23 protein-coding genes, 2 pseudogenes and 2 riboswitches are annotated in these 22,895 nt (G+C 65.8%); of the genes and pseudogenes, 16 read left to right on the forward strand and 9 right to left on the reverse strand.

Annotation, left to right across the window (positions count from 1 at the left end; translation table 11 throughout):
• Nucleotides 1-6 precede the first annotated feature (6 nt).
• From V0R59_RS20440 to ureG, 7 genes are read left to right on the forward strand one after another with little or no spacing between them, the layout of a single operon-like run.
• Nucleotides 7-309 (forward strand): urease subunit gamma, encoded by a 303-nt coding sequence (locus V0R59_RS20440; RefSeq protein WP_330076779.1) that lies wholly within the window; start codon nucleotides 7-9, stop codon nucleotides 307-309.
• A gap of 23 nt (nucleotides 310-332) precedes the next feature.
• Nucleotides 333-653 carry an urease subunit beta gene (locus V0R59_RS20445; protein ID WP_330076778.1) on the forward strand — a complete coding sequence of 107 codons (321 nt, stop codon included), beginning with the start codon at nucleotides 333-335 and terminating at the stop codon, nucleotides 651-653.
• The gene (ureC, locus tag V0R59_RS20450; protein ID WP_330076777.1) at nucleotides 650-2,353 is read left to right on the forward strand and encodes an urease subunit alpha; all 1,704 of its coding nucleotides are present in this window, start codon (nucleotides 650-652) and stop codon (nucleotides 2,351-2,353) included. The genes V0R59_RS20445 and ureC overlap by 4 nt, the downstream gene beginning before the upstream one ends.
• Nucleotides 2,354-2,367: 14 nt before the next feature.
• Nucleotides 2,368-2,853, forward strand: a complete 486-nt coding sequence (ureE, locus tag V0R59_RS20455) for an urease accessory protein UreE (RefSeq protein WP_330076776.1) — start codon at nucleotides 2,368-2,370, stop codon at nucleotides 2,851-2,853.
• Between the two features lie 20 nt (nucleotides 2,854-2,873).
• The gene (locus V0R59_RS20460; RefSeq protein WP_330076775.1) at nucleotides 2,874-3,419 is read left to right on the forward strand and encodes a HupE/UreJ family protein; all 546 of its coding nucleotides are present in this window, start codon (nucleotides 2,874-2,876) and stop codon (nucleotides 3,417-3,419) included.
• On the forward strand, nucleotides 3,419-4,093 hold the full coding sequence (locus V0R59_RS20465; protein ID WP_330076774.1) for an urease accessory protein UreF: 675 nt from the start codon (nucleotides 3,419-3,421) through the stop codon (nucleotides 4,091-4,093). The genes V0R59_RS20460 and V0R59_RS20465 overlap by 1 nt, the downstream gene beginning before the upstream one ends.
• A 10-nt stretch (nucleotides 4,094-4,103) precedes the next feature.
• On the forward strand, nucleotides 4,104-4,727 hold the full coding sequence (gene ureG / locus V0R59_RS20470; protein WP_330076773.1) for an urease accessory protein UreG: 624 nt from the start codon (nucleotides 4,104-4,106) through the stop codon (nucleotides 4,725-4,727).
• A gap of 218 nt (nucleotides 4,728-4,945) precedes the next feature.
• Here ureG and V0R59_RS20475 read toward each other — a convergent pair whose 3' ends face one another.
• Nucleotides 4,946-5,272, reverse strand: coding sequence for a cupin domain-containing protein (locus V0R59_RS20475; protein ID WP_330076772.1), 327 nt, complete (start codon nucleotides 5,270-5,272; stop codon nucleotides 4,946-4,948).
• A 73-nt stretch (nucleotides 5,273-5,345) separates the two neighbouring features.
• Here V0R59_RS20475 and V0R59_RS20480 point away from each other — a divergent pair, with 73 nt between their 5' ends.
• Nucleotides 5,346-7,244 (forward strand): M14 family metallopeptidase, encoded by a 1,899-nt coding sequence (locus V0R59_RS20480; protein ID WP_330076771.1) that lies wholly within the window; start codon nucleotides 5,346-5,348, stop codon nucleotides 7,242-7,244.
• Nucleotides 7,245-7,291: 47 nt separating this feature from the next.
• Here V0R59_RS20480 and V0R59_RS20485 read toward each other — a convergent pair whose 3' ends face one another.
• On the reverse strand, nucleotides 7,292-8,062 hold the full coding sequence (locus V0R59_RS20485; RefSeq protein WP_330076770.1) for a hypothetical protein: 771 nt from the start codon (nucleotides 8,060-8,062) through the stop codon (nucleotides 7,292-7,294).
• A 412-nt stretch (nucleotides 8,063-8,474) separates the two neighbouring features.
• On the opposite strand from V0R59_RS20485, the pseudogene V0R59_RS32020 reads away from it, so the two are divergent.
• Both V0R59_RS32020 and V0R59_RS32025 read left to right on the forward strand, forming a co-directional pair.
• Nucleotides 8,475-9,161 (forward strand): annotated as a pseudogene (locus V0R59_RS32020) (HAMP domain-containing protein); the annotation flags it as partial.
• A gap of 378 nt (nucleotides 9,162-9,539) precedes the next feature.
• Nucleotides 9,540-10,034, forward strand: a pseudogene (locus tag V0R59_RS32025) (methyl-accepting chemotaxis protein); the annotation flags it as partial.
• A 446-nt stretch (nucleotides 10,035-10,480) separates the two neighbouring features.
• Here the strand turns inward: V0R59_RS32025 and V0R59_RS20495 are convergent.
• A complete protein-coding gene (locus V0R59_RS20495; RefSeq protein WP_330076768.1) occupies nucleotides 10,481-10,921 on the reverse strand; it encodes a GNAT family N-acetyltransferase in 441 nt (146 codons plus the stop codon).
• A gap of 116 nt (nucleotides 10,922-11,037) precedes the next feature.
• Here V0R59_RS20495 and thpR point away from each other — a divergent pair, with 116 nt between their 5' ends.
• A complete protein-coding gene (gene thpR, locus V0R59_RS20500; protein WP_330076767.1) occupies nucleotides 11,038-11,592 on the forward strand; it encodes an RNA 2',3'-cyclic phosphodiesterase in 555 nt (184 codons plus the stop codon).
• Nucleotides 11,593-11,671: 79 nt separating this feature from the next.
• Entirely contained in the window at nucleotides 11,672-12,688 is a 1,017-nt protein-coding gene (locus V0R59_RS20505; RefSeq protein WP_330076766.1) for a hypothetical protein, read from the forward strand.
• Between the two features lie 174 nt (nucleotides 12,689-12,862).
• On the opposite strand, the gene V0R59_RS20510 is transcribed toward V0R59_RS20505, so the two are convergent.
• Nucleotides 12,863-13,675, reverse strand: coding sequence for a gamma-glutamyl-gamma-aminobutyrate hydrolase family protein (locus tag V0R59_RS20510; protein ID WP_330076765.1), 813 nt, complete (start codon nucleotides 13,673-13,675; stop codon nucleotides 12,863-12,865).
• Nucleotides 13,676-14,040: 365 nt separating this feature from the next.
• Here V0R59_RS20510 and hpaR point away from each other — a divergent pair, with 365 nt between their 5' ends.
• Together hpaR and V0R59_RS20520 are read left to right on the forward strand one after the other, a co-directional pair.
• Nucleotides 14,041-14,463, forward strand: a complete 423-nt coding sequence (gene hpaR, locus V0R59_RS20515) for a homoprotocatechuate degradation operon regulator HpaR (protein ID WP_330076764.1) — start codon at nucleotides 14,041-14,043, stop codon at nucleotides 14,461-14,463.
• 167 nt (nucleotides 14,464-14,630) lie between these two features.
• Nucleotides 14,631-14,930, forward strand: a complete 300-nt coding sequence (locus tag V0R59_RS20520) for a hypothetical protein (protein WP_330076763.1) — start codon at nucleotides 14,631-14,633, stop codon at nucleotides 14,928-14,930.
• Nucleotides 14,931-14,973: 43 nt separating this feature from the next.
• On the opposite strand, the gene V0R59_RS20525 is transcribed toward V0R59_RS20520, so the two are convergent.
• From V0R59_RS20525 to V0R59_RS20545, 5 genes are all read right to left on the reverse strand, one after another.
• Complete coding sequence (locus V0R59_RS20525) at nucleotides 14,974-15,219, reverse strand: DUF1272 domain-containing protein (protein WP_330076762.1); 246 nt, start codon at nucleotides 15,217-15,219, stop codon at nucleotides 14,974-14,976.
• A gap of 69 nt (nucleotides 15,220-15,288) precedes the next feature.
• Nucleotides 15,289-16,035 (reverse strand): precorrin-4 C(11)-methyltransferase, encoded by a 747-nt coding sequence (gene cobM / locus V0R59_RS20530; RefSeq protein WP_330076761.1) that lies wholly within the window; start codon nucleotides 16,033-16,035, stop codon nucleotides 15,289-15,291.
• A 29-nt stretch (nucleotides 16,036-16,064) separates the two neighbouring features.
• Entirely contained in the window at nucleotides 16,065-16,490 is a 426-nt protein-coding gene (locus V0R59_RS20535; protein ID WP_330076760.1) for a cobalamin biosynthesis protein, read from the reverse strand.
• Nucleotides 16,490-17,182, reverse strand: a complete 693-nt coding sequence (locus tag V0R59_RS20540) for a CbtA family protein (protein WP_330076759.1) — start codon at nucleotides 17,180-17,182, stop codon at nucleotides 16,490-16,492. Before V0R59_RS20540 ends, V0R59_RS20535 begins: the two co-directional genes overlap by 1 nt.
• 11 nt (nucleotides 17,183-17,193) lie before the next feature.
• On the reverse strand, nucleotides 17,194-17,382 hold the full coding sequence (locus V0R59_RS20545; RefSeq protein ID WP_330076758.1) for a CbtB domain-containing protein: 189 nt from the start codon (nucleotides 17,380-17,382) through the stop codon (nucleotides 17,194-17,196).
• Nucleotides 17,383-17,483: 101 nt separating this feature from the next.
• Nucleotides 17,484-17,698: riboswitch (cobalamin riboswitch) on the reverse strand.
• 55 nt (nucleotides 17,699-17,753) lie between these two features.
• Nucleotides 17,754-17,960: riboswitch (cobalamin riboswitch) on the forward strand.
• A 98-nt stretch (nucleotides 17,961-18,058) separates the two neighbouring features.
• On the opposite strand from V0R59_RS20545, the gene cobW reads away from it, so the two are divergent.
• Both cobW and cobN read left to right on the forward strand, forming a co-directional pair.
• Complete coding sequence (gene cobW / locus V0R59_RS20550; RefSeq protein ID WP_330076757.1) at nucleotides 18,059-19,129, forward strand: cobalamin biosynthesis protein CobW; 1,071 nt, start codon at nucleotides 18,059-18,061, stop codon at nucleotides 19,127-19,129.
• A gap of 3 nt (nucleotides 19,130-19,132) precedes the next feature.
• Nucleotides 19,133-22,894 (forward strand): cobaltochelatase subunit CobN, encoded by a 3,762-nt coding sequence (cobN, locus tag V0R59_RS20555; protein ID WP_330076756.1) that lies wholly within the window; start codon nucleotides 19,133-19,135, stop codon nucleotides 22,892-22,894.
• Nucleotide 22,895 lies beyond the last annotated feature (1 nt).

Raw genomic sequence — 22,895 nt, forward strand, 5'->3', positions numbered from 1 at the left:
GCGACCATGGAGCTGACCCCGAGAGAGAAAGACAAACTGCTGCTGTTCACCGCCGCGCTGCTTGCCGAGCGCCGCCTGGGCCGTGGCCTCAAGCTCAACTACCCGGAAGCGGTGGCGTTGATCAGCGCGACGGTGATGGAGGGTGCCCGCGATGGCCGCACCGTCGCCGAGCTGATGAACCTGGGCCGCGAGGTGCTGAGCCGCGAGCAGGTGATGGAAGGCGTGGCGGAGATGATCCACGACGTCCAGGTCGAAGCGACCTTTCCCGACGGGACCAAGCTGGTCACCGTCCACGATCCGATCGTCTGATTCGGGATAAGGAGAAGAGCAGGATGATTCCCGGAGAAATCCAGGTCGCCGCCAGCGGCGATATCGAACTCAATGCCGGTCGCGCGACCATCAGCGTCAGCGTGGCCAACCATGGCGACCGGCCCGTGCAGGTCGGCTCGCACTATCACTTCTTCGAAGTCAACGACACCCTGGTGTTCGAGCGCGAGGCCACCCGTGGCTATCGCCTGGACATCCCGGCTGGCACCGCAGTGCGCTTCGAACCGGGCCAGGCACGCAGCGTGACCCTGGTGCCCTACGTGGGCAAGCGCGAGGTCTACGGCTTCCAGGGCAAGGTCATGGGCAAGCTGGAGGCCGACGCATGAGCCGCATTTCCCGCAGGGCCTACGCCGACATGTTCGGCCCCACCGTCGGCGACCGCGTGCGCCTGGCCGACACCGAGCTGTGGGTCGAGGTGGAGAAGGACTTCACGATCTATGGCGAAGAGGTCAAGTTCGGTGGCGGCAAGGTGATCCGCGACGGCATGGGCCAGGGCCAGATGCTCGCCGCCGAGGCCATGGACCTGGTGCTGACCAACGCCCTGATCATCGACCACTGGGGCATCGTCAAGGCCGATATCGGCGTGAAGGACGGGCGTATCTTCGGCATCGGCAAGGCCGGCAACCCCGATGTGCAGCCCGGCGTGACCCTGGCGGTAGGCCCGGGCACCGAGGTGATCGCTGCCGAAGGCAAGATCGTCACCGCCGGTGGCATCGACTCGCATATCCATTTCATCTGCCCGCAACAGGTGGAAGAAGCGCTGACCTCGGGCATCACCACTTTCATTGGTGGCGGCACCGGGCCGGCTACCGGCACCAACGCCACCACCTGCACGTCCGGGCCCTGGTACCTGGCGCGCATGCTCCAGGCGGCGGACGAACTGCCGATCAACATCGGCCTGCTGGGCAAGGGCAACGCTTCCCGGCCCGAGGCCCTGCGCGAGCAGATCGCCGCCGGTGCAGTGGGGCTCAAGCTGCACGAGGACTGGGGCTCGACCCCGGCGGCCATCGACTGCTGCCTGGGAGTGGCCGAGGAAATGGACGTGCAGGTGGCGATCCACACCGACACCCTCAACGAATCCGGCTGCATCGAGGACACCCTGGCGGCCATCGGCGACCGCACCATCCACACCTTCCATACCGAAGGCGCGGGGGGCGGGCATGCGCCGGACATCATCCGCGCGGCCAGCTTCACCAACGTGCTGCCGTCGTCGACCAACCCGACCCTGCCGTACACGGTGAATACCGTGGACGAGCACCTCGACATGCTGATGGTCTGCCATCACCTGGATACCAGCATCGCCGAGGACGTGGCCTTCGCCGAGTCGCGCATCCGCCGCGAGACCATCGCCGCCGAGGACATCCTCCACGACCTCGGCGCCTTCTCCATGACCTCGTCAGACTCCCAGGCCATGGGCCGGGTCGGCGAGGTGGTGTTGCGTACCTGGCAGGTGGCGCACCAGATGAAGCTGCGTCGCGGGCCGCTGGCCGGGGATTCGTCGTACAGCGACAACACCCGGGTCAAGCGCTTCATCGCCAAGTACACCATCAACCCGGCGCTGACCCATGGCATCGCTCATGAAGTGGGTTCGCTGGAGGCCGGCAAGCTGGCCGACCTGGTGCTCTGGTCGCCGGCCTTCTTCGGGGTCAAGCCGGCCCTGGTGGTAAAGGGCGGGATGATCGCCACCGCGCCCATGGGCGATATCAACGGCTCGATCCCGACGCCGCAGCCGGTGCATTACCGACCGATGTTCGGCGCCCTGGGCGCTGCGCGGCATGCCACGCGGATGACCTTCCTGTCCCGCGAGGCCATGGACCGCGGCGTGCACCAGCAGCTTGGCCTGCGCAGCCTGATCGGCCTGGCCCATGGCTGCCGCACGGTGCGCAAGGGCGACATGGTGCATAACGGCCTGATGCCCAATATCGAGGTGGATTCGCAGACCTACCAGGTGCGCGCCGACGGCGAGCTGCTGGTGTGCGAACCGGCCACGGTGCTGCCGATGGCCCAGCGTTATTTTCTGTTTTGAGCAAGGAGAACCTGATGATTCTGTTGACCCGCAGGGTGAAAGAGGGCGTCGCCACCGCCAGCGCTACCCTGAGCCTGGACACCCGGATCAAGAGCCGGGTGCGCATCACCCTCGACGACGGTCGCGATGCCGGCCTGATGCTGGAGCGCGGCCAGTTGATCCGTGGCGGCGAGCTGCTGGCGGACGAGGCGGGCGGCGAGGTGATCCGGGTGATCGCCGCTGCCGAAGAGGTCTCCACCGTGCGTTCCGACGATCCGCTGGCCCTGGCTCGCTGTGCCTACCACCTGGGCAACCGCCATGTGCCGTTGCAGGTGGAGGCGGGGTTCCTGCGCTACCAGCATGACCATGTGCTGGATGACATGGTTCGTGGCTTCGGGCTTGAGGTCAGTGTCGAGCAGGCGCCGTTCGAGCCGGAGGCCGGCGCCTACCAGAGCGCGCCCCACAGCCACAAGCATTCCGACCACCTGTTCGTACGCCTGCCGGCCCAGGCAGCGTTGTGAATTCCATCAAGGAGAACCCCATGAAGAAACTGCTCGCCCTGACCCTGCTGCTGGTCGCCGTTCCGGCCCTGGCTCACCCGGGCCATGACACCAACCCGCTGCAGGACGGCCTGTTGCACCCGCTGACCGGCCTCGACCACCTGCTGATGCTGCTGGGCACCGGCATTCTCGCGGCGCTGACCCGCAGCCGCCTGGTGCTGCCGGCGCTGACCCTGTTCGCCATGTTCAGCGGCGCGGTGCTGGGCCACCTGTTCGGCGACGTGATCGGCATGGAACAGATGATCCTCGGCTCGCTGCTGGTGGCCGGTGTCGCCATGCTCCTGCCGCGCCGCCAATTGCTGCTGTCGCTGGTGATGCCGGTGTTCGCCCTGTTCCATGGCTGGGCCCATGGCGTGGAATCCAGCCCGGGTGCCTTCTGGGTGTTCAGCGCCGGCTTCGTCACCGTCAGCGGCCTGCTGCTGGTGGCCGGCTTCGGCGTCGGTTGCCTGCTGCGTCGCCACACTCGCCTGCAACAGGCCTTCGGCGGCGGCCTGCTGGCGGGTGCGGCGATGCTGATGGCCGGCTGATGAACAGCGACCTGAAGCTGCTGCGCCTGCTGCAACTGTCCAGCCCCGGTTTGCCGGTGGGTGGCTTCACCTACTCGCAGGGCCTGGAGTGGGCGGTGGAGGCGGGCTGGGTGCAGGGCGCCGAGGGCTTTCGGGCCTGGCAACTGCAGCAGGTCGACGACACCCTCGGCCATCTCGACTGGCCGCTGCTGGCGCGCCTGTACCACGCCTGCGAGCGCGACGATGCCGAGGCCTTCGCCCGCTGGAGCCGTTTCCTCCTGGCCAATCGCGAGACCGCCGAGCTGCGCACCGAGGAACGCCAGCGCGGCGCGGCCCTGGCCCGCCTGCTGGATGGCTGGCAACTGGGCCAGGCGCCGCAGTGGCGCTCCAGCCTGGAGCTGAGCCAGCTCGGCGGCATGGCCTGGCTGGCGGTGCACTGGGGCATCCCCTTGCGCGACCTGGCCCTGGGGCATGGCTTCAGCTGGCTGGAAGGCGCGGTGATGGCCGGGGTCAAGCTGGTGCCCTTCGGCCAGCAGGCGGCGCAAAGCCTGCTGCGCGACCTCAGCGAAGCCTTGCCGGCGGTGCTGGAGCGGGCCTTGTCCCTGCCCGATGACGAACTGGGCGGCGGCCTGCCGTTGCTGGCCATCGCCTCTTCGCGCCACGAAACCCAATACACCCGATTGTTCCGATCCTGAGGAATTCTCTATGCAAAGCTACAAGCAACCCCTGCGTGTCGGCGTCGGCGGCCCGGTCGGATCCGGCAAGACCGCGCTGCTCGAAGCGCTGTGCAAGGCGATGCGCGACCACTATGAAATCGCCGTGGTGACCAACGACATCTACACCAAGGAAGACCAGCGCATCCTCACCGAGGCAGGGGCCCTGGCGCCGGAGCGCATCGTCGGCGTGGAGACCGGCGGTTGCCCGCACACCGCGATCCGCGAGGACGCCTCGATGAACCTGGCGGCGGTGGAAGAGCTGGCGCGCAAGTTCGGCAACCTGGAAGTGATCTTCGTCGAGAGTGGTGGCGACAACCTCAGTGCCACCTTCAGCCCGGAGCTGGCAGATCTCACGGTGTACGTGATCGATGTCGCCGAGGGCGAGAAGATCCCGCGCAAGGGCGGGCCGGGGATCACCAAGTCGGACTTCCTGGTGATCAACAAGATCGACCTGGCGCCGTATGTCGGGGCTTCGCTGGAAGTGATGGAAAGCGATACCCGGCGCATGCGTCCGGAGCGGCCCTGGGCGTTCACCAACCTGAAGACCGGGCATGGTCTGCAGACGTTGATCGACTTCATCGTGGACCGGGGGATGTTGCGGGCGCTGGAGTGATACATCCCTGTGGGAGTCTCCCCAGCCTCTCTGGCTGCGCTTTCGCGCAGAGAACAGGTCGACGAGCGACGCGGACCTTGTGGGAGCGGGTTCACCCGCGATGGCGTAGGTGAATTCACTACTGCAATCGCGGGTAAACCCGCTCCCACAAGTCCCCAATGAATCAATAAGTTATGTGGTGTTCTATGAGAGCGGGTGAACCCGCTCCCACAGAATCCTCATTCCATCTGATAGAACACGGCCAGCCACACGGTTGGCTGGCCAGCCTCGGTCCACTCCACCCGATGTCGACACCCGGCCGGGATATCCAGGAAATCCCCCGGTCCCAGTACCCGCACCTGGGCCTCATGCTCCAGGCGCAACCCTGCCGAGCCACTGACCACCAACACGAATTCCCCCTCCGCCTGGTCATACCAGAACCCCTCCGGACTGCATTGCCCGGTAGAGACTATGCGCTCGATACGCAGCCCCGGGCGCTTGAACAGGTCATCGAAACGCTCTTCCAGCGCCGTCTCGGCGATGCCCTCGTACAGGTTGTGCAACATGGCTGATCCGTCCCTCGTAACCTTTGGCAATGTGTTCTAAGGTTGCCAGTTCCCGCGTGAGAAGGAACTCCCCATGAAGCATCCGCACCTGCTTTTTACCGCGCTGCTGCTCGGCGCAGGCCAGTCGGCCCTGGCCGCGCTGCCCTCGGCGCCGGCCTACATCGATGACAGCGGTTACCCCGAGGCGGCCAGGCAACGCATCCTGCCGCCGATGTTCGAACAGAAGATCAGCAGCACGCGCTACATCGCCAAGCCCGACAACCCGCTGGTGACGGCGGCCGAAGCCAGCGATTTCAAGCAGACCAGCACCTACGACGAAACCCGTGCCTGGCTGCGCAAGCTGGCCGCGGCGTCGGGCGGTAGGGTGGCCCTCAGCGAGTTGCCGGAAAAGAGCGCCGAAGGCCACCCGATGGTGCTCGCCGTGGTGTCCCTGTCCGGCGACAAATCCCCCGCCGGCCTGAAGAAGACCGGCAAGCCGACGATCTTCGTCGAGGCCGAGATCCACCCCGGCGAATCCAACGGCAAGGACGCCATGTTCATGCTCCTGCGCGATATGACCAGCGGCGACAAGCCCCTGGCCGCGCTGCTGGAGCGGGTCAATATCCTGTTCATTCCCACGGTCAACATCGATGGCGACGTGCGCCGCAGCGCCTACGGGCGGATCAACCAGAACGGCCCCGACATCACCGGCTGGCGGGTCAACGGCCTCAACTACAACCTCAACCGCGACTTCACCAAGCTCGACAGCGCGGAAATCCGCAATGTCGCCTGGGTCTTCAACACCTACGAGCTGAGCTTCTTCGCCGATACCCATTCCACCGACGGCGCCATGTACCCCTACGACAGCTCCTATTGCCACAACGGCAACGGCTGGTCGCCGGCCAGCAGCGCATGGATGGACGGGACCATGCGCGCCCCGGTGTACAAGGCCCTGCAGGACGAGGGCCATGTGGTCCACGAGTGCATCAGCTTCAACGACAACCAGGACCCGACTCAGGGCTATTACCCGTACCGCACCGACCTGGCGCGTTTCTCCAACCAGTACGGTGATATCCGCAACGTGCCCTCGATCCTTATCGAGCAGCATGCGCTGCACCCGTACCGGACCCAGGTGCTGGGCAACTACGTGATGCTCAAGGCGATATTCGAGGTGATCGGCCAGCAGGCCGGTTCGCTGCGTGCGGCCATCGAGCAGGATCGCAAGCGCCTGGCCGCGCAGAAGGAGGTGATCCTGACCTGGAAGCCCGGCCAGGCCGAGACCGTGCCCTTCACCGTGGGCGACTACCGCTACGAGACTTCGCCGATCACCGGCGCGAAGACCATCGTCTGGAGCAACCAGCCGAAGACCCTCGAAGTGCCGGTCACCGGCAACAGCGAGCCGGACCTGGTGGTCAAGCGGCCGAAGCAGTACATCGTCCCGGCGCAGTGGCGCGAGGTCATCGCCCGGCTCAAGGCCCATGGCATCGCCATGCGCACCCTGGACAAGCCCACCGCCGTGGCGGTGACCCTGTATCGCATGGACGAGGTGAAGGTGGCCGGCGGCTTCGAACCGGACCGCGCCGCCGTCAACCAGATCCCCGGCTATGAAGGGCACCTGCTGGTCAGCGGCACGGGCAAGCCGTTCCAGCGCCTGCAGACCTTCCCGGCAGGTTCCGTGCTGATCGACACCGACCAGCCCCTGGGCGTGCTGGCGGTGAACCTGCTGCACCCGGAAAGCCCGGATTCGTTCTGGTCCTGGGGCTTCTTCAACACCACCCTGATCGCCGCCGAGGAGCCGGAGGAGTACGTGATGGAGCCCATGGCGCGCAAGATGCTGGAGCAGGACGCGGCGCTGAAGGCCGAGTTCGAAAGGAAACTCAAGGACGACAAGGCGTTCGCGGACGATCCGAAGGCGCGGCTGAACTGGTTTTATCAGCGCACGCCGTTTTATGACGTGAATGCGTTTGTCTATCCGGTGGGAGTGGTCTTTTAAGCGCCTCATGCAGGTGCGCAACCAGGCGACGCCGGCGGTGGTGCTGATCAGGCCGTCGCCGACAAGCTGCGCGTCGCCCGGTTGAACACCCGCATCGAGGCCTTGCACGCCGGCGGATAACGCTCGAACAACTGGCGTACCCAGTCGGGCCGGGTCTTGCTCGCATCGTTGAGCCAGTTGGCTACCGAGTCCTGCGGGTACTTGTCCGCTTCGGCGAGCAAGGGCACCAGCAAGGCTTCGGCGATTTCCGGCTCGCTCTTCAGGCGGGCGATGTGTTCGCACCAGACGCCGCGTGGACGCAGGATCTCGATGCAGAAACGCCGCACCAGTGGATCGGCGTTGCCGGTGTGGCGGCAGAGCAGGGCGAGGCTGCCTTCGAGGTCGCTCGCCAGTTGCGGGCGCAGCGCCAGCCAGGCCCATTCGCGGACGCCGAAATGGCTGTCGATGGCGAAACGCAACTGGCTCGCCAGCGCCTGCTCCGTGCCGGCATCGCGTACCGCCCAGGCGTTGGCGAAGGCGGCCCAGCCGCGCACGGTGTCGGAAGGGTGGGCGAACAGCAGGGTCTGGTGCCGGTCGCGCTGCTGCTCGCTGGCCGCTTCCAGCCATTGGCCGAGCGCCAGGCCAATTGTTGCAACTTTTTTCGAGATGCCCAGCGAATGACTGGCTTGCGCCGCATCGCGCAGCGCCTCGGCGAGGGTCGGATCGACCATGGAGGCCAGGCTCGCGGCCAGCACACGCTGGTCCACCGCGAGGCATTCGGCCAGGTTGCGGGTTTCGATACTGCCCTGATCGATAAGGCTTTTTCTGCTTTCGTCCATGTCCTTTCCTTGACGTTTCATCCGTGTTTACGCGAACACCACCGGGGCTGCAGCGCGGTGCGCAGGGTAGCACGCCGACCAGGGATTCCCTGGGGTGCATAGCCGCGAACAGACAATAGTGTCATATTGAGATCAATCGTTTGCGGATGTTACCATTCCCTTACTATAAGTAGGGTAATGCCGGGCACTGGAAGCCCGGGCAAAAGAGGTTTCCCGCCCTTGGGGAACCGCATGGATGCCCAGCGCGTGAACTCCCTCCGGAACACTCCTGTGCACCAGGACCCGTGTCCTTCGCACGGGCCCGACTCCCCAATGGCTTCGGCTTCATGACAGAACTCCCGGATGTTCAGGGGCTTGCCGGTCACCGTCACCTGCGGACCGGCGAGGGTGAATTCACAGGTTGGAGAAAGGTATGTCACAGGCATTCACGCTGAAGAACCTCAGCGTTACCCGCAAACTGGGCCTCGGCTTCGGCCTGTTGTTGGCCTTTGCCTTGCTGTTGTCGCTGTTGGGAGGCTTCGGGCTGCAGAACAGCAGTGCCTCGCTGGCGCGGATCAGTTTCATCAGCGGCCTGTTCGACGAGATCGTCTTTACCCGCGAGGCGAACTACAACCTGGCCTTGAGCAACGACGCCCAGCACCAGGCCCTGCACCAGGAGCACCATGCCAAGCTCAAGGAAGGCTTCGACCGGTTGGTGCTGGATGCCCGGGAAGGACGCTGGCCCGCACAGGACCTGGGCGCGGCGCAGAAGCTCCAGGCGGATCTGCAGGTCTACGGCCAGGCCCGCGACAAGGCCCGTTCGGTGGCGGAGCTGACGGCCGCCAACCAGTTGCTCTCGCAACTGCAGGACGGCGCCAACGCCCTGTACTACGCCGAGGAAGCCCGTGCCTCCGAGCAGGTGAAGAGCACCCACGTGCTGCTGGGCGCGATAACCCTGGTGGCAATCGTCTGCGGCATCATCGTCGCCCTGCTGATCAGCCGGCAGATCGTCTACCCGCTGCGCGAGGCGGTGAAGACCGCGCAGCGCATCGCCAATGGCGACCTCACCGTGGATATCCACTCGGCTCGCGGTGACGAACTCGGCGTGCTGCTGCGCGCGCTCGACACCATGAACGCCAGCCTGCGTGGGGTAATCTCGCAGATCGGCAGTGGCTCGCAGCAACTGGCGGCCTCGGCCTCGCAACTGGCGTCGATCACCAACTTGACCCGCGAAGGTATCGACAGCCAACGCAATGAAACCGACATGGTCGCCACGGCAATGAACGAGATCGCCGCCACCGTGCAGGAAGTGGCGCGCAACTCCGAGCAAGCCGCCAGCGCGGCCAAGGGCGCCGACCATGAGGTGACCAGTGTCCTGGCCCTGTCGCAGCAGGCGATCCGGCAGATCGAGGCGATGGCCAGCGGTGTCGGTATCTCGGCCGAGTCGCTCGGTCGCCTGCAGCAGGAATGCGGGCGTATCGGCGCGATCCTCGACGTGATCAAGGCGGTGGCCGAACAGACCAACCTGCTGGCGCTCAACGCCGCCATCGAGGCCGCGCGGGCCGGTGAGGCGGGGCGCGGCTTCGCCGTGGTCGCCGACGAGGTGCGCAACCTGGCGCAGCGCACCCAGGCCTCCTCCAGCGAGATCGAGCAACTGATCATCAAGCTGCAGCAGATCGCCAATGAAAGCACCGGGATGATGCAGACCAACCTGGCCCAGACCAACGCCTCGGTGAGTGGCGTACGCGACACCGGCATGGCCCTGGAGCACATCACCCGCCAGGTCTCGAATATCCAGCAGATGAGCGAACTGATCGCCACTGCCGCAGAAGAGCAGGCGGCGGTGACCGAGGAAATCAACCAGAGCGTCACCCGGGTGCGCGAGACCGCCGAGGAATCGGCCACTGCCAGCGCGGAGATTTCTGCGGCGAGTACCGAACTGAGTCATCTCAGCCAGCAGTTGCACGGAATGGTCGGGCACTTCAGGTTCTGAATCTGATCCGTATTTTTCCGTGCTTTCTGAATCTGTTATGCAAACAGCCGCTTGAGGACAATGAGCCCCATGCAGACGGCCCCAGGACGGAGCGGGCGCTCCTGGTCCGGGTCGTCTGACCGGCTGATCACCCGAAGGTGATCGCCGCGGTGATCAAGCGGAGGCAGTGATGGGCAAGATGGCGATTTTTCTGTTCGGGTTCCTGGCGTTGGCGATCGTGATCGGGGCATTGGGGACGATTTCGCCGGTGTGAGCGGGGTATTGTTGGTGGCCTCATCTCGCTAAAGTGAAACGCGGGCCCTGTGGGAGCTGGCTTGCCAGCGATAGCGGTGGTGAATTCACCGACGTCATCGCTGGCAAGCCAGCTCCCACAGGGTCCGCGTTTCCTTGTCGGCTCCGGTATTCAGTTCGGGACGGGCCTGCAAGCGCTATCGCGGTACTGCTTGTCAGCGGCGCTTTTCGTAGCGGACATCCCGCGCATCCACCCGACCGACCCGCTGCCAGCCCAGACGCTGGTAGAAGCCATTGGCGCGGATTCCCGGGTTGCCATCGGTGACCAGCCAGATCAGCGCATGGCGCTGGAACAGGTAGTCCTCGGCCCGCGCCATCAGGGCCCGGCCGATCCCCAGGCTTTCGAACCCCGGCCGGATGAACAGGGCGAACACCTCGCCGATCTCGCCATCGACCATGGCGAAGCCGGCGGCCTCACCATTGCGGTGGGCGATCCAGGCACAGGGTTCCTGTTCGAGAATCGAGGCCAGCGCCTCGGGGGTGATGCCCAGCCCGGCCATCTGCTCGCGGGACAGGTGGTTCTGGGTAACGCTGGTGCGGATGTCGAACAGGGTTTCGACATCCGCCGCGGTGGCGATGCGCAATTCAAGGTTCATGCGGACTCCATTCTGCAAACGATTGCGCGACGCAGGATACCCGTCAGGGATCGTCACGTCTTGTTTCAGGTCACAAGGACATGCACGCTGGCGAACGACCGCAGAGGGAAGTGTCCATGAACAGTAACGAGCCCGGCCCGAACGAACCCTTCAAGCGCCTGTTCTTCGCCTTGCCCTGTACGCCGGCACAAGGCAAGGCGCTATCGCGATGGCGCGCCGACCTGCGCCTGCGCAGCGGCCGGCCGGTGCCGGCGGAGAACTTCCACCTGACCCTGATGTTTCTCGGCACGGCGGGAGTGACTCAGTTGCCGTCTATCCTGGAGGCGGCCGCGCGGGTGCGGCCGCTGGAGTGTCTGGCGCCGCTGGTGCTCGATCGTCTGGAAGTCTGGCGGCGCAGCCAGGCCCTGGTGCTCACGGCAGAGCATCCCCCGGCGGCCTTGTTGCGCTGGGTGTACGGGTTGCAGGAGGCGATGGCGCCGCTGGGCTTCATGGTCGATCCCCGGGAGTTTCGCCCGCACCTGACCCTGATGCGCGATTTCCGCAGCGAAGTGCCGGAGGCGATGCAGGCGCCCGAGTTTCGCTGGAATGCACGGGAATTCGTCCTGTACGAGTCGTACAAGGGCCGTTACCAGGCTCTGGCGCAGTGGCCGCTGTTGACCCAGGCCGGCTGAATTTCAGGAAAAGCCAGGTCGCCGCGCGGCGCCGTTCCTATACTCGAAAAAGGTCCCTCGTGCCTGGCGGGGTGTGATCTTGATCGAGCGTCCATCGAGTGTCGCGTTATTGCTGGCGCTGCTGCTCCTGGCGGGCTGCGGCTCGCGCCAGCGCGTGCCGGAAACGCCGCCGGTGGTACTGTCGCCGGCGGCCTGGCAGCAGGTGGATCGGGAGATCGTCATGGCGTCCCGGGGCGCCGCCGGCTCGGCCGGGGATTATGCGCGGCGCTCGATGCAGGTCTGGCGCGAGGAAGTGCAGAGGCACACCGAGGCGGACTTCATTCCCTGGTTTACCGGCTACTGGACTCAGCAATGGCTGACCCTCAAGGTGGCCTGGTACAAGATGAGCCAGGAACGTGACCACCCCGACAATCGCCTGGCCCTCTACCTGCAGGAGGCCTACCGTGAGCGGGTGCTGGAGCCGGTGGCCGAACAGATCAACCCCGACCTGATCCGCGAGCGTGCCACCGAGTTGTACGTGCAGTTGCTCGGGCGTGAGGTGACGGGCATCCAGCAGCGCTATCGCCCGGCCCCCGATCAGTTCGCCCTGCACCTGAATCGAGTTCCCGCCATCGCCCTCGGCCCTCCGGCTGCGCGTGATGCCAGCCTGCAGCAACTGTTGGTGGCCCAGCCGTTCATCCAGTTGCCGGCGTGGCGGGCCCTGGACGAGAACATCCGCAAGGCCGCTGCGGCGAATGCCTCGGCTTCGGACAACGGCCTGTCATCGGTGGCCAGCAAGGCCAGCAACCGTCTGGAAGCGACCCTGGCCCCTCGCGGCGCACTCAGTGCCGTGGCAGCGGCGGTGGGGAAGGCCGCAGGCATGGCGATATCCCTGGCCTCGGCGGGAATCGGCGCAATGATGCATGAGAGCGATCGCCCGGAAATGGTCGAGCAACTGCGGGTGATCCTCAACGTGGCGCTGAACGAGGAATGGCAGAACCTGATGGAAAACCATGCCACGGGGGTGATGGCTGGGGTCTGGTCGCTGTCGGGGCAGATCGAGGGGAACCTGGCTGCACCAGTGGACATGGCGCCAAGGACGGATGCGTTGCCGTAGAAAGTGAAATCACAGTTAAAGTGAATTCTAGATTTAGAAAAATCTATATAAAACAATGAATTGAGATTTTTTTGTGATGTTGTTTATTGGATTTTGAATGAAAAAAAGACTGTATCGCGGAAAGTCACGATACAGCCTTTAATTGTTTTAAATCATAAGCTTACGAAGCTTTTCTCAGGCGATGCTTTGAGTCTTGCTCTGCTGCTTCTTGCTCGCCTGGGCGCGGCACGCTTCGCCGAACGCCTCGAACATGCGCACCGAATCCGGGTTCTTCGCGGCCTGCCATTCCGGGTGCCATTGCACCGCGAACAGGAAGGGCGACAGGCTCGGCGCATGGATGGCCTCGACCAGGCCGTCTTCGGCGTGAGCCAGGGCTTCGACGCCTTCGCCGAGGGTTTTCAGGCCCTGGCCGTGCAGCGAGTTGACGCGGATCTCGTCGCTCTGCAGCAACTCCTGCAGCCAGCTGCCCGGCTTCAGGCGCACGCTGTGCGACGGGGCATATTGCACGTCCACCGGATCGTCCGGGTTTTCCCGGTGGTCGTTGAAACCTGGCTCGGCGTAGACCTTCTGGTAGATGTCGCCACCCAGCGCCACGTTGATTTCCTGCATGCCGCGGCAGATACCGAAGATCGGCAGGCCACGGGCGATCGCCAGTTGCACCAGGGGCAGATCGAACAGGTCGCGGTCGCGGTCCTGGGCCTTGCCCGGGGTCTGGTTTTCCTGGCCGTAGAGGGCCGGGTCGATGTTGCTCCCGGCACCGGTGAGGTACACGCCGTCGGCCATGTCCAGGTATTGCTCGAGGTCTTCGACGCCGCAGCAGGTCGGTACCAGTACCGGTACGCAATCGGCGTGTTCAACCAGGGGGACGATGTACTTGTGGGTCATCACCTGATAGTCGTGACCCTTGCGCTCTTGAGTGCCCATGGTCATCAGGACCACGGGTTTGCGGGATTTCTGATTCTTATTGCCAATGTTGCTGTTGGGCATATGTCACCTTGGGACAGGCGCAGCCTGTCATTGTTGTGCAGGCGTACCGGTCCGGACCTGGTACTGCCTGAGGTTTCGAGCACTGCCGGGGTGCACGCGAACGTCGATTCCCGGTCGAAACCTGTCGCATAGCTTGCCAGAGCCGTTAAATATATCAAGCGCATTCCGCTTTTCGTGTGCATATTTTTTAACGTGCAACCTTCGGTTTATCGTTTAACTGGCTGAGCGGACAGGCAGAAACGTGATGTTTACCTGACAGGCCAGTTCAATATTCTTGACGAGACTTTCGAGGTATTCCTGACGGAACTTGCGGCCCGCCGGTCCGCCTCTTAAGCTGCGGAATCTCCGTCGATAACAGCCTGATCATGCCCATTCCAAGACCTTCCCTGACCCTTACCCTGCTGCAGGCCCGCGAGGCCGCCATGGCGTTCTTCCGTCCTTCCCTCAACGAACACGGGCTCACCGAGCAGCAATGGCGGGTGATCCGCATCCTGCGCCAGCAGGGCGAGCTGGAAAGCCATCAACTGGCCGAGCAGGCTTGCATCCTCAAGCCGAGCATGACCGGCGTGCTCAGCCGCCTGGAGCGCGACGGCCTGGTGCGTCGCAAGAAATCCACCCAGGACCAGCGCCGGGTCTTCGTCGGCCTCACCGAGCAGGGCCAGCAGTGTTTCATCGACATGAGCGAGGATATGGAGCGCAACTACCAGCGCATCCTCGAACAGTTCGGCGACGAGAAATTGCAGTCTCTGCTGGGGTTGCTCAACGAGTTGAAGAACGTCCGGCCCTGAGTGGCACGTCATTCGCGCAAGTGAAAAGTCCTACATATACTGTCGGATATCCGCAACAGCCTGCCGTCGTTGGTCGGACCACGACGTCTCCATGCCCGGTGGTAGTGCCGTATCCGTAGTAGCCCGCACGCGAGTCGTCATTTCAGACGCTACAGAGGGCAACTACGATGGAGTTCATTGGCTTGATTATTCAGATCATCAGCGGCGCGGTCGGCGGCAATGCGGCAGGGGGCTTGAGCAAGCAGAGCCTGGGCCCGCTGCTCAACTCGGTGCTTGGCGGCGTGGGTGGCGTGGTGTTGGGGCAGGTGCTTGCCGCGCTGAGCGGCGATCAGTCCCTGGCCCAGCCGGGCACCGATGGCAGCCTGGATCTTCCCGCCATCCTCAGCAGTGTGATTGGCGGCGGTGCCGGTGGTGCGGTGCTGACCTGGGTGGTGGGGTTCATCAAGAACAAGATGCAGCCCCACTAGCCAGTTGTACCGGGCTCATCGCGGGCAATGCCCGCGATGAGGTTCAATGTGCCGGACAGCCCTGCTCCTTCACCGTCCGCTGGGTAGTCGCCGGATTCTTCGCCAGCTTCTCCCCGACCCGTGCCGGTCTCGGCTGCAGTTCACCCCCGCAGTTCGGGCACTTGCCCTTGAGCGTGTCTTCGGTACAGCTACGGCAGTAGGTGCATTCGAACGAGCAGATCATCGCGTCGCGGCTGTCGCCGGGCAGTGGCGTGGCACAACATTCGCAGCAGGGGCGCAGTTCCAGCATCGGGGCAATCCTTTTCGAGGGTGGTCGTTGCCGTAATGTGCAACCACCGTGATGGCAATGCAATACACCTCAAGGCCGATAGAGGTGGGCGTGCCCCGCACGGTACAGCGCCGACTCGCTGAAGCTGTCGCTGGCCAGCACCCGGCCCACCAGGATCAGCGCCGTGCGCCGGAACCCCTTGGCCTGCGCCAGCCCGACGATATCGTCCAGGGTGCCCAGCACCCAGTCCTGGTCCGGCCAGGTGGCGCGGTGGACCACGGCGATCGGGCAATCGTCGCCATAGTGCGGGCGCAGTTCCTCGACGATCCGCGCCAGGTGGCGTACGCCGAGGTGGATCGCCAGGGTGGTCTTGTGGCTGGCCAGGCTGGCCAGCGCCTCACCCTCGGGCATGGGCGAGGTGTCGGCGAACCGGGTGAGGATCACGCTCTGGGCAATGTCCGGCAGGGTCAGCTCGCAGCCCAGCAGGGCCGCGCTGGCTGCGGTGGCGGTGACGCCGGGGATGATCTGGTAGGCAATGCCCAGCTCGCGCAGATGGCGGATCTGCTCGCCGATGGCGCCATACAGGCTCGGGTCGCCGCTGTGCACCCGGGCGACATCCTGGCCTTTTTCATGGGCGGCGCGGATCGCCTCGATGATCTGTTCCAGGTGCAGTTCGGCACTGTTGATCACGGTTTCGGCCGTGTGCCCTTCGAGCACGGCAGCAGGCACCAGGGAGCCGGCGTAGATGATCACCGGGCACTGGCGGATCAGGCGCTGGCCCTTGACGGTGATCAGCTCCGGATCGCCGGGGCCGGCGCCGATGAAATAGACGGTCATGCTGGAATCTCTGAAGGGAAGGCGGCGGATTATCCGCCAGAAGCGGGGGCCCAGGCCAATGCCAGGGTCATGTCGCCCAGCACGACGCGCTCGACACGCAATTGTGCCGTGGCACCGCCCAGCTGTTCGGCCAGGGCCAGGGCGCAGCTTTCCGCGACACCGTAGCAGCCGGTGTGGCGAAAGGCCGTGGCGGAGCGATGGCTCAGGCGCGGGGTGAACGGGGCGAGCTGGACGGCACTGTAGAAGTGCAGGGGCAGGGCAAGGTCTTCGGCCAGTTGCAGCAGGCCGGGTTCGTCGCGCTTGAGGTCGATGCTGGCGAGTCCGGCCAGGGCGGAGAAGGGCAGGTCGCGGTCTTGCAGAACCTGCCGCAGGAGGCCGGCCAGGTCACTGGCCGGGGTACCGCGACGACACCCCAGCCCGGCGTACAGCAGGCCGACGCCGGGCGAGGTGGGCATCAGGCAGCCTTGCGCCGGTACAGCCAGGCGCTGATCAGGCCCAGGGCCAGCCAGAAACCGGCGTTGGTCAACAGCGAAGCGACGATAAACTGCGATTCCAGCGCTTCCGGGGCCAGGCTTTCATGGACTTCCGGTTGCGGCGCGCCGATCACGTGGGGGATCACCAGCAGTGCCAGGCCAGCGGCCTTCAGCACCCAGTTTCCGGCGAAGGCGATCAGTGCCAGGCCCGCTGCGGTTGCCGCGGCGGTACCGATCCACCAGAACTGGCGCTGGGCCAGGTCGGCAGCGGCGGTGCCCGGCAGTTCCGGCGGCAGGCCGAGGTTCGGCGCCAGGCAGAACACGGCGAAACCGCCCAGGCCCCAGAGTGCGCCGGCGCCGATGCTGCCGGGGGCGCGCAGGGTGTACATGGCCGCCAGCAGCAGGGCGAAGCCCACCGCTACCACCAGGTTGCCACCGGTGGTGGACAGCACGCGCTGCCAGCCGTCTTCCGGCGACCAGGCTTCAGCGCTGTGCTCATGACCTGCGGCAGCGCCGTCGGCGTGCTCGTGTTCATGGGCGGCGGCCGGGGCCGAGTTCTCGTAGGTTTCCGCCTGGAGGATCAGCGGCGAGACCCAGAAGCTCTGCAGCAGGGTCAGCAGCAGGGCGGCCAGCAGGCCGGTGAAGCCCGCGGTGCGTGCGATGCGAGTGAACATGCGGTCAGGCCTCAGTGGCAAGGGAAGGCGGCGCTGTGACGGGTGTCGTGGGCGGCGTTGTGCACCGCTTCGATATGGGAGAAACCGGCGAAGTAGACGAGGCACAGGCCCAGCACGGAGGCGCTGACGGCGGCAACGATGCGCTGGCTGAGGGTGCTGGAGGTGCTGCTGGCGTGGCTGGCGGTGCTGGTAACGGGCATGGCGCTTTCCTCTTGTGTGTCGTCTTGGCGACAGGCAAGCGCGAAGAACCTCCGGGCACGGGACGGCCGGGAGGTGCAACGTCGCCCGCCCACCGCGGGTTTGGTCAATTCTGCGTCGGGCCGGTCTCCGGGCTTGCGAGGGCATTGAGCCGTGGCGTCTCCTTCCCATGCCGGACTGCGGGCACAGTGGATCTGACGCTTTCCTCGCTTACCGTTGCGGGGGCAGCACCGGATTGGCTCGACCTGGAAGGTCATCGCGCACCGGTTTCCCGTTTCACCTTGTAATAAAAAAGGCACCCAAACGATCGCGCTAGGAAATCACGCGCATTGACATCCGTCAATACAGCGGTTGACCGGCCTCCGGGCACTGCGTAGCCTTGCCGGTTCGAGGTTCTCCGGCGTCGTGGCCGGAGCTAAGACGGGAACGCGGTGCGCTGATCACAGCCATTCCGCGGCTGCCCCCGCAACTGTAAGTGCTGAATCATCGACCACAGCCACTGCCGTGAACGGCGGGAAGGCGTCGATGCTGCCCCGGGCACAGCACGAGCCAGGAGACCTGCCTCGAACAGTTTCCACTTCAACCGGGCGGGGTGATCCGGTGGCGAACGCGCCCGGCTGCCAGGCATCCGGCTCCCGTCCCCCATGCCCGCCAATCCTGCTGCCAAGGGCATCCGACATGAAAACACTGGCCAAACTCCCCGTCACGATCGTTACCGGCTTCCTCGGCTCGGGCAAGACCACGCTGCTGCGCCATATGCTGGACAACGCCAATGGCCGCCGCATCGCGGTGATCGTCAACGAATTCGGCGAGCTGGGCATCGATGGCGAGATCCTCAAGCAGTGCAGCATCGGCTGCACCGAGGAAGAGGCCAACGGCCGCGTCTACGAGCTGGCCAACGGCTGCCTGTGCTGCACCGTGCAGGAAGAGTTCTTCCCGGTGATGCGCGAACTGGTGGCGCGCCGTGGCGACCTCGACCAGATCCTCATCGAGACCAGCGGCCTGGCCCTGCCCAAGCCCCTGGTGCAAGCCTTCCAGTGGCCGGAAATCCGCAACGCCTGCACCGTCGACGCGGTGATCACCGTAGTCGACAGCCCGGCCGTGGCCGCTGGCACCTTCGCCGCCTTCCCCGAGCAGGTGGACGCACAGCGCAAGCTGGACCCGAACCTGGACCACGAATCGCCACTGCACGAACTGTTCGCCGACCAGCTGGCCAGTGCCGACCTGGTGGTGCTGAACAAGGCCGACCTGATCGCACCCGAGGCCCTGGCCGCGGTGCGCGCCGAAGTCCAGGAAGAACTGCCGCCGGCGGTCAAGGTGATCGAGGCGAGCAAGGGCGTGCTGCCGCTGGACGTGCTGCTGGGCATCGGTGCCGAGTCCGAGGCGCATATCGATGGCCGTCGCACCCACCACGATTCGCACCATGACGACGACGATGACCACGACGATCACGACCACGACGCCTTCGACTCCATTTCCCTGGACCTGCCCGAGGCCGACGAAAGCCTGCTGCTGGACGCTCTGACCCAACTGGTGACGGACACCGGCATCCTGCGGGTCAAGGGCTTCGCGGCCATTCCCGGCAAGCCGATGCGCCTGCTGATCCAGGGTGTGGGCACCCGTTTCGACAAGCACTTCGACCGCGCCTGGCGCAGCGAAGAGCCGCGCATCACCCGCCTGGTGCTGATCGGCCAGGACCTCGATGCCGCGGCCCTCGAAGCCCGTCTGCGCGCGGCCCTGGGCGCCTGATCCATGCACCTGCTGCGGACCCAGCCCGGCGGTTTCGTGCCGGACGACAGCATCGCCGATCTCGGCCAGACCCCCGCCGAACTGGTGATCCTCTGCAGCGGCGATTCGCACCTGGCGCTGCTGGCGGAAACCGCCCGGGACTTGCCGGAGGACTACCCCAGCCTGCGCCTGGCCAACCCCATGCAGGTGCAGAACCATGCGTCGGTGGACCTGTATGTCGATGAAGTGCTGCGCCATGCCAAGGTGATCCTGGTATCGCTGCACGGCGGCATCGGCTACTGGCGCTATGGTGTCGAGCAACTGGTGGAACTGGCCGCCCGAGGCGTGCAACTGATCCTGGTGCCGGGCGACGATCGTCCGGACCCGGAGCTGAGCAGCCTGGGCAGCATCACCGGCGCAACCGCCGAGCGCCTCTGGCATTTCCTGCGCCAGGGCGGCAAGGCCAATGCCCTGAACCTGTTCAATTGCCTCGCCAGTCTCTGGCTGGGGCGCGATTACCCTTGGGACGAGCCCAGGCAACTGCCTCGTACCAGCCTCTATCATCCACGCCACGCCGAGGCCGGACTGGCCCACTGGCGTGCCGACTGGCAACCCGGCCAGCCCGTGGTGCCCGTGCTGTTCTACCGCTCGCACCTGCAGGCGGCGAACACCGGCTTCATCGATGTGTTCTGCGAGCGTCTCGCAGGCACCGGCCTCAATCCGCTGCCGATCGCCGTGGCCAGCCTCAAGGAGGCGGGCTGCCTGGCCCAGGTCGAGCAATGGCTGGATGAAACCGACGCCGCGCTGATCATCAACACCACCGGCTTCGCCCAGTCCAGCCCCGAGCAGCCCCACCTGCGCCCGTTCCGTCGCGACATTCCGGTATTGCAGGCGATCTGCGCCCAGGACAACGAGCCCGGCTGGCAGGCCAGCGAGCAGGGCCTGGGCGCCCGCGACCTGGCCATGCACATTGCCTTGCCGGAGCTGGACGGGCGCATCATCACCCGGCCAATCAGCTTCAAGGACTTGGCCTGGCGCAGCGAGCGCAGCCAGTCCGACGTGGTCTGTTACCGGCCCCTGCCCGAGCGCATGGACTTCGTCGCCGAGCTGGCGCGGCGCTGGTGCGAGCTGGCGCGCCTGCCCAACGCGCAGAAACGCGTGGCCCTGGTGCTGGCCAACTACCCGACCCGTGATGGCCGCATCGGCAATGGCGTCGGCCTGGACACCCCGGCGGCGGCGCTGAATATTCTCCGCGCCCTGCGCGAGCAGGGCTATCCGCTGGCCGAGCTGCCGGACAGCGGCACGCAGTTGATCCACGATCTGCTCGGCGGCGTCAGCAACGACCTCGACAGCCTCGACCTGCGCCCGTGCGCGCAGAGCATGGCGCTGGAGGCGTATCTGCAGGCCTTCGCCCAGTTGCCCGAAGCCAACCAGCAAGCGGTGCGCGAGCGCTGGGGCGAACCGCAGCACGATCCGATGTTCCGCGGCGGACGCATGATGGTCGCCGGCCTGCGCCTGGGCCTGACCTTCGTCGGCATCCAGCCGGCGCGGGGCTACCAGCTCGACCAGAGCGCGGTGTACCACGATCCCGACCTGGTCCCGCCCCACGGCTACCTGGCGTTCTATTTCTGGCTGCGCCATGGCTTCGCCGCCGACGCGCTGATCCATGTCGGCAAGCATGGCAACCTGGAATGGCTGCCGGGCAAGGGCGTCGGCCTGTCCGCGCAGTGCTGGCCGGACGCGCTGATCGGCCCGCTGCCGAACATCTACCCGTTCATCGTCAACGACCCGGGCGAGGGCGCCCAGGCCAAGCGCCGCACCCAGGCGGTGATCATCGACCACCTGATGCCGCCGTTGACCCGTGCCGAGACCTACGGTCCGCTGCGCAACCTGGAACGCCTGGCCGACGAATACTACGAAGCGCAACTGCTGGACCCGCGGCGCGCCGTGGAGCTGCAGAAGGAAATCCTGCAACTGGTGCGCGACAACCATATCGACCGCGAACTGCAGCTGGACGGCGCGCTGGACGATGCGAATGTCTGGCTGCCGCGGCTGGACACCTACCTGTGCGACCTCAAGGAATCGCAGATCCGCGATGGCCTGCATGTGTTCGGCGAGTCGCCGGCCGGGCGCCTGCGCATCGATACCCTGGCCGCCTTGCTGCGGGTTGCCCGGGGCGATGGCCGGGGTGCCAACGCCAGCCTGCCTCGCGCCCTGGCCCGCGCCCTGGCGCTGGGCTTCGATCCGCTGGACTGCGAGCTGGGCGAAGCCTGGCAGGGCCCGCGGCCGACGTTGCTGGCGGCGCTGGACGAGAGTCCGTGGCGGACTGCCGGCGATACCCGCGAACGCCTGGAAGTCCTCTCGACGCAACTGATCGAGCAGACGCTTGGCGGCACCCTGGACCTGCCGCAGGGCGAGGTTTGGCACGACGTGCGTGCCGTGCTCGACGCACTGCGCGAACAGGTCGCGCCGCAACTGGACAACTGCGGCGCCGCCGAGATGCAGGGCGTGCTGGCCGCACTGGAGGGCCGCTTCGTCCCCGCCGGCCCCAGCGGTGCGCCGAGTCGCGGGCGCCTGGACGTGCTGCCCACCGGGCGCAACTTCTATACCGTCGACGTGCGCAACCTGCCCACCGCCACCGCCTGGCGCCTGGGTTTTGCCTCGGCCAGCCTGATTCTCGAACGCCACCTGCAGGACCACGGCGACCACCTGCGCCAGCTCGGACTGTCGGTGTGGGGTACGGCGACCATGCGCACCGGCGGCGACGATATCGCCCAGGCCATGGCCCTGATGGGCGTGCGGCCGGTATGGGCGGCGGGCAGCCATCGGGTCGACGACTTCGAGATCCTGCCGCTGAGCCTGCTGGACCGGCCGCGGGTCGACGTGACCCTGCGCGTCTCCGGTTTTTTCCGCGACGCCTTCGGCAACCTGATCAAGCTGTTCGACGCCGCCGTGCAGGCGGTGGCGGCGCTGGACGAGCCGGACGACCTCAACCCGCTGGCGGCGCGGGTGCGCAGCGAGCGCGCCGAGTTGCTGGCCAGCGGCCTGGATGACGAGCAGGCACGGCGCCAGGCCGGCTGGCGGGTATTCGGCGCCAAGCCCGGGGCCTACGGCGCCGGGGTGCAGAACGCCATCGACGGGCGCCTGTGGCACAGTCGCGAGGACCTGGCCGAGGTCTACCTGAACCATGGCGGCTATGCCTATGGCGGCACCGACGATGGCACCGAGGCCCGCGGGCATTTCGCCAGGCGCCTGGGCCAGGTCCAGGCGGTCCTGCAGAACCAGGACAACCACGAGCACGACCTGCTCGATTCCAACGACTACTACCAGTTCCAGGGCGGCATGCTCGCGGCGGTGGAAAGCCTCGGCGGGCGTGCGGTGGCCAGCTACCACGGCGACCACAGCCAGCCGGAGCGGCCGCGCATCCGCACCCTGAAGGAAGAGCTGAACCGGGTGATCCGTGCCCGTGCGCTCAATCCCAAGTGGATCGACGGGGTCAAGCGCCACGGCTATAAGGGCGCCTTCGAGCTGGCGGCGACGGTGGACAACCTGTTCGCCTTCGATGCCACCACCCACCTGATCGACGACCATCATTACCAGTCGCTGGCCGACGCCTATGTGCTCGACCCCGCGACCCGCGAATTCATCCGCCAGCACAACCCCGAGGCGCTGCGGGACATTACCGAGCGCCTGATCGAGGCCCAGCAGCGCGGCCTCTGGCAGGAGCCCGGCGACTATCGCCAGGCCCTGGAGGAACAGTTGCTGGACGGCGAGGAAGAGACCTGAA

Origin of the sequence: Pseudomonas ulcerans (genome assembly GCF_036324125.1) — a bacterium.
Lineage (GTDB): Bacteria > Pseudomonadota > Gammaproteobacteria > Pseudomonadales > Pseudomonadaceae > Aquipseudomonas > Aquipseudomonas ulcerans.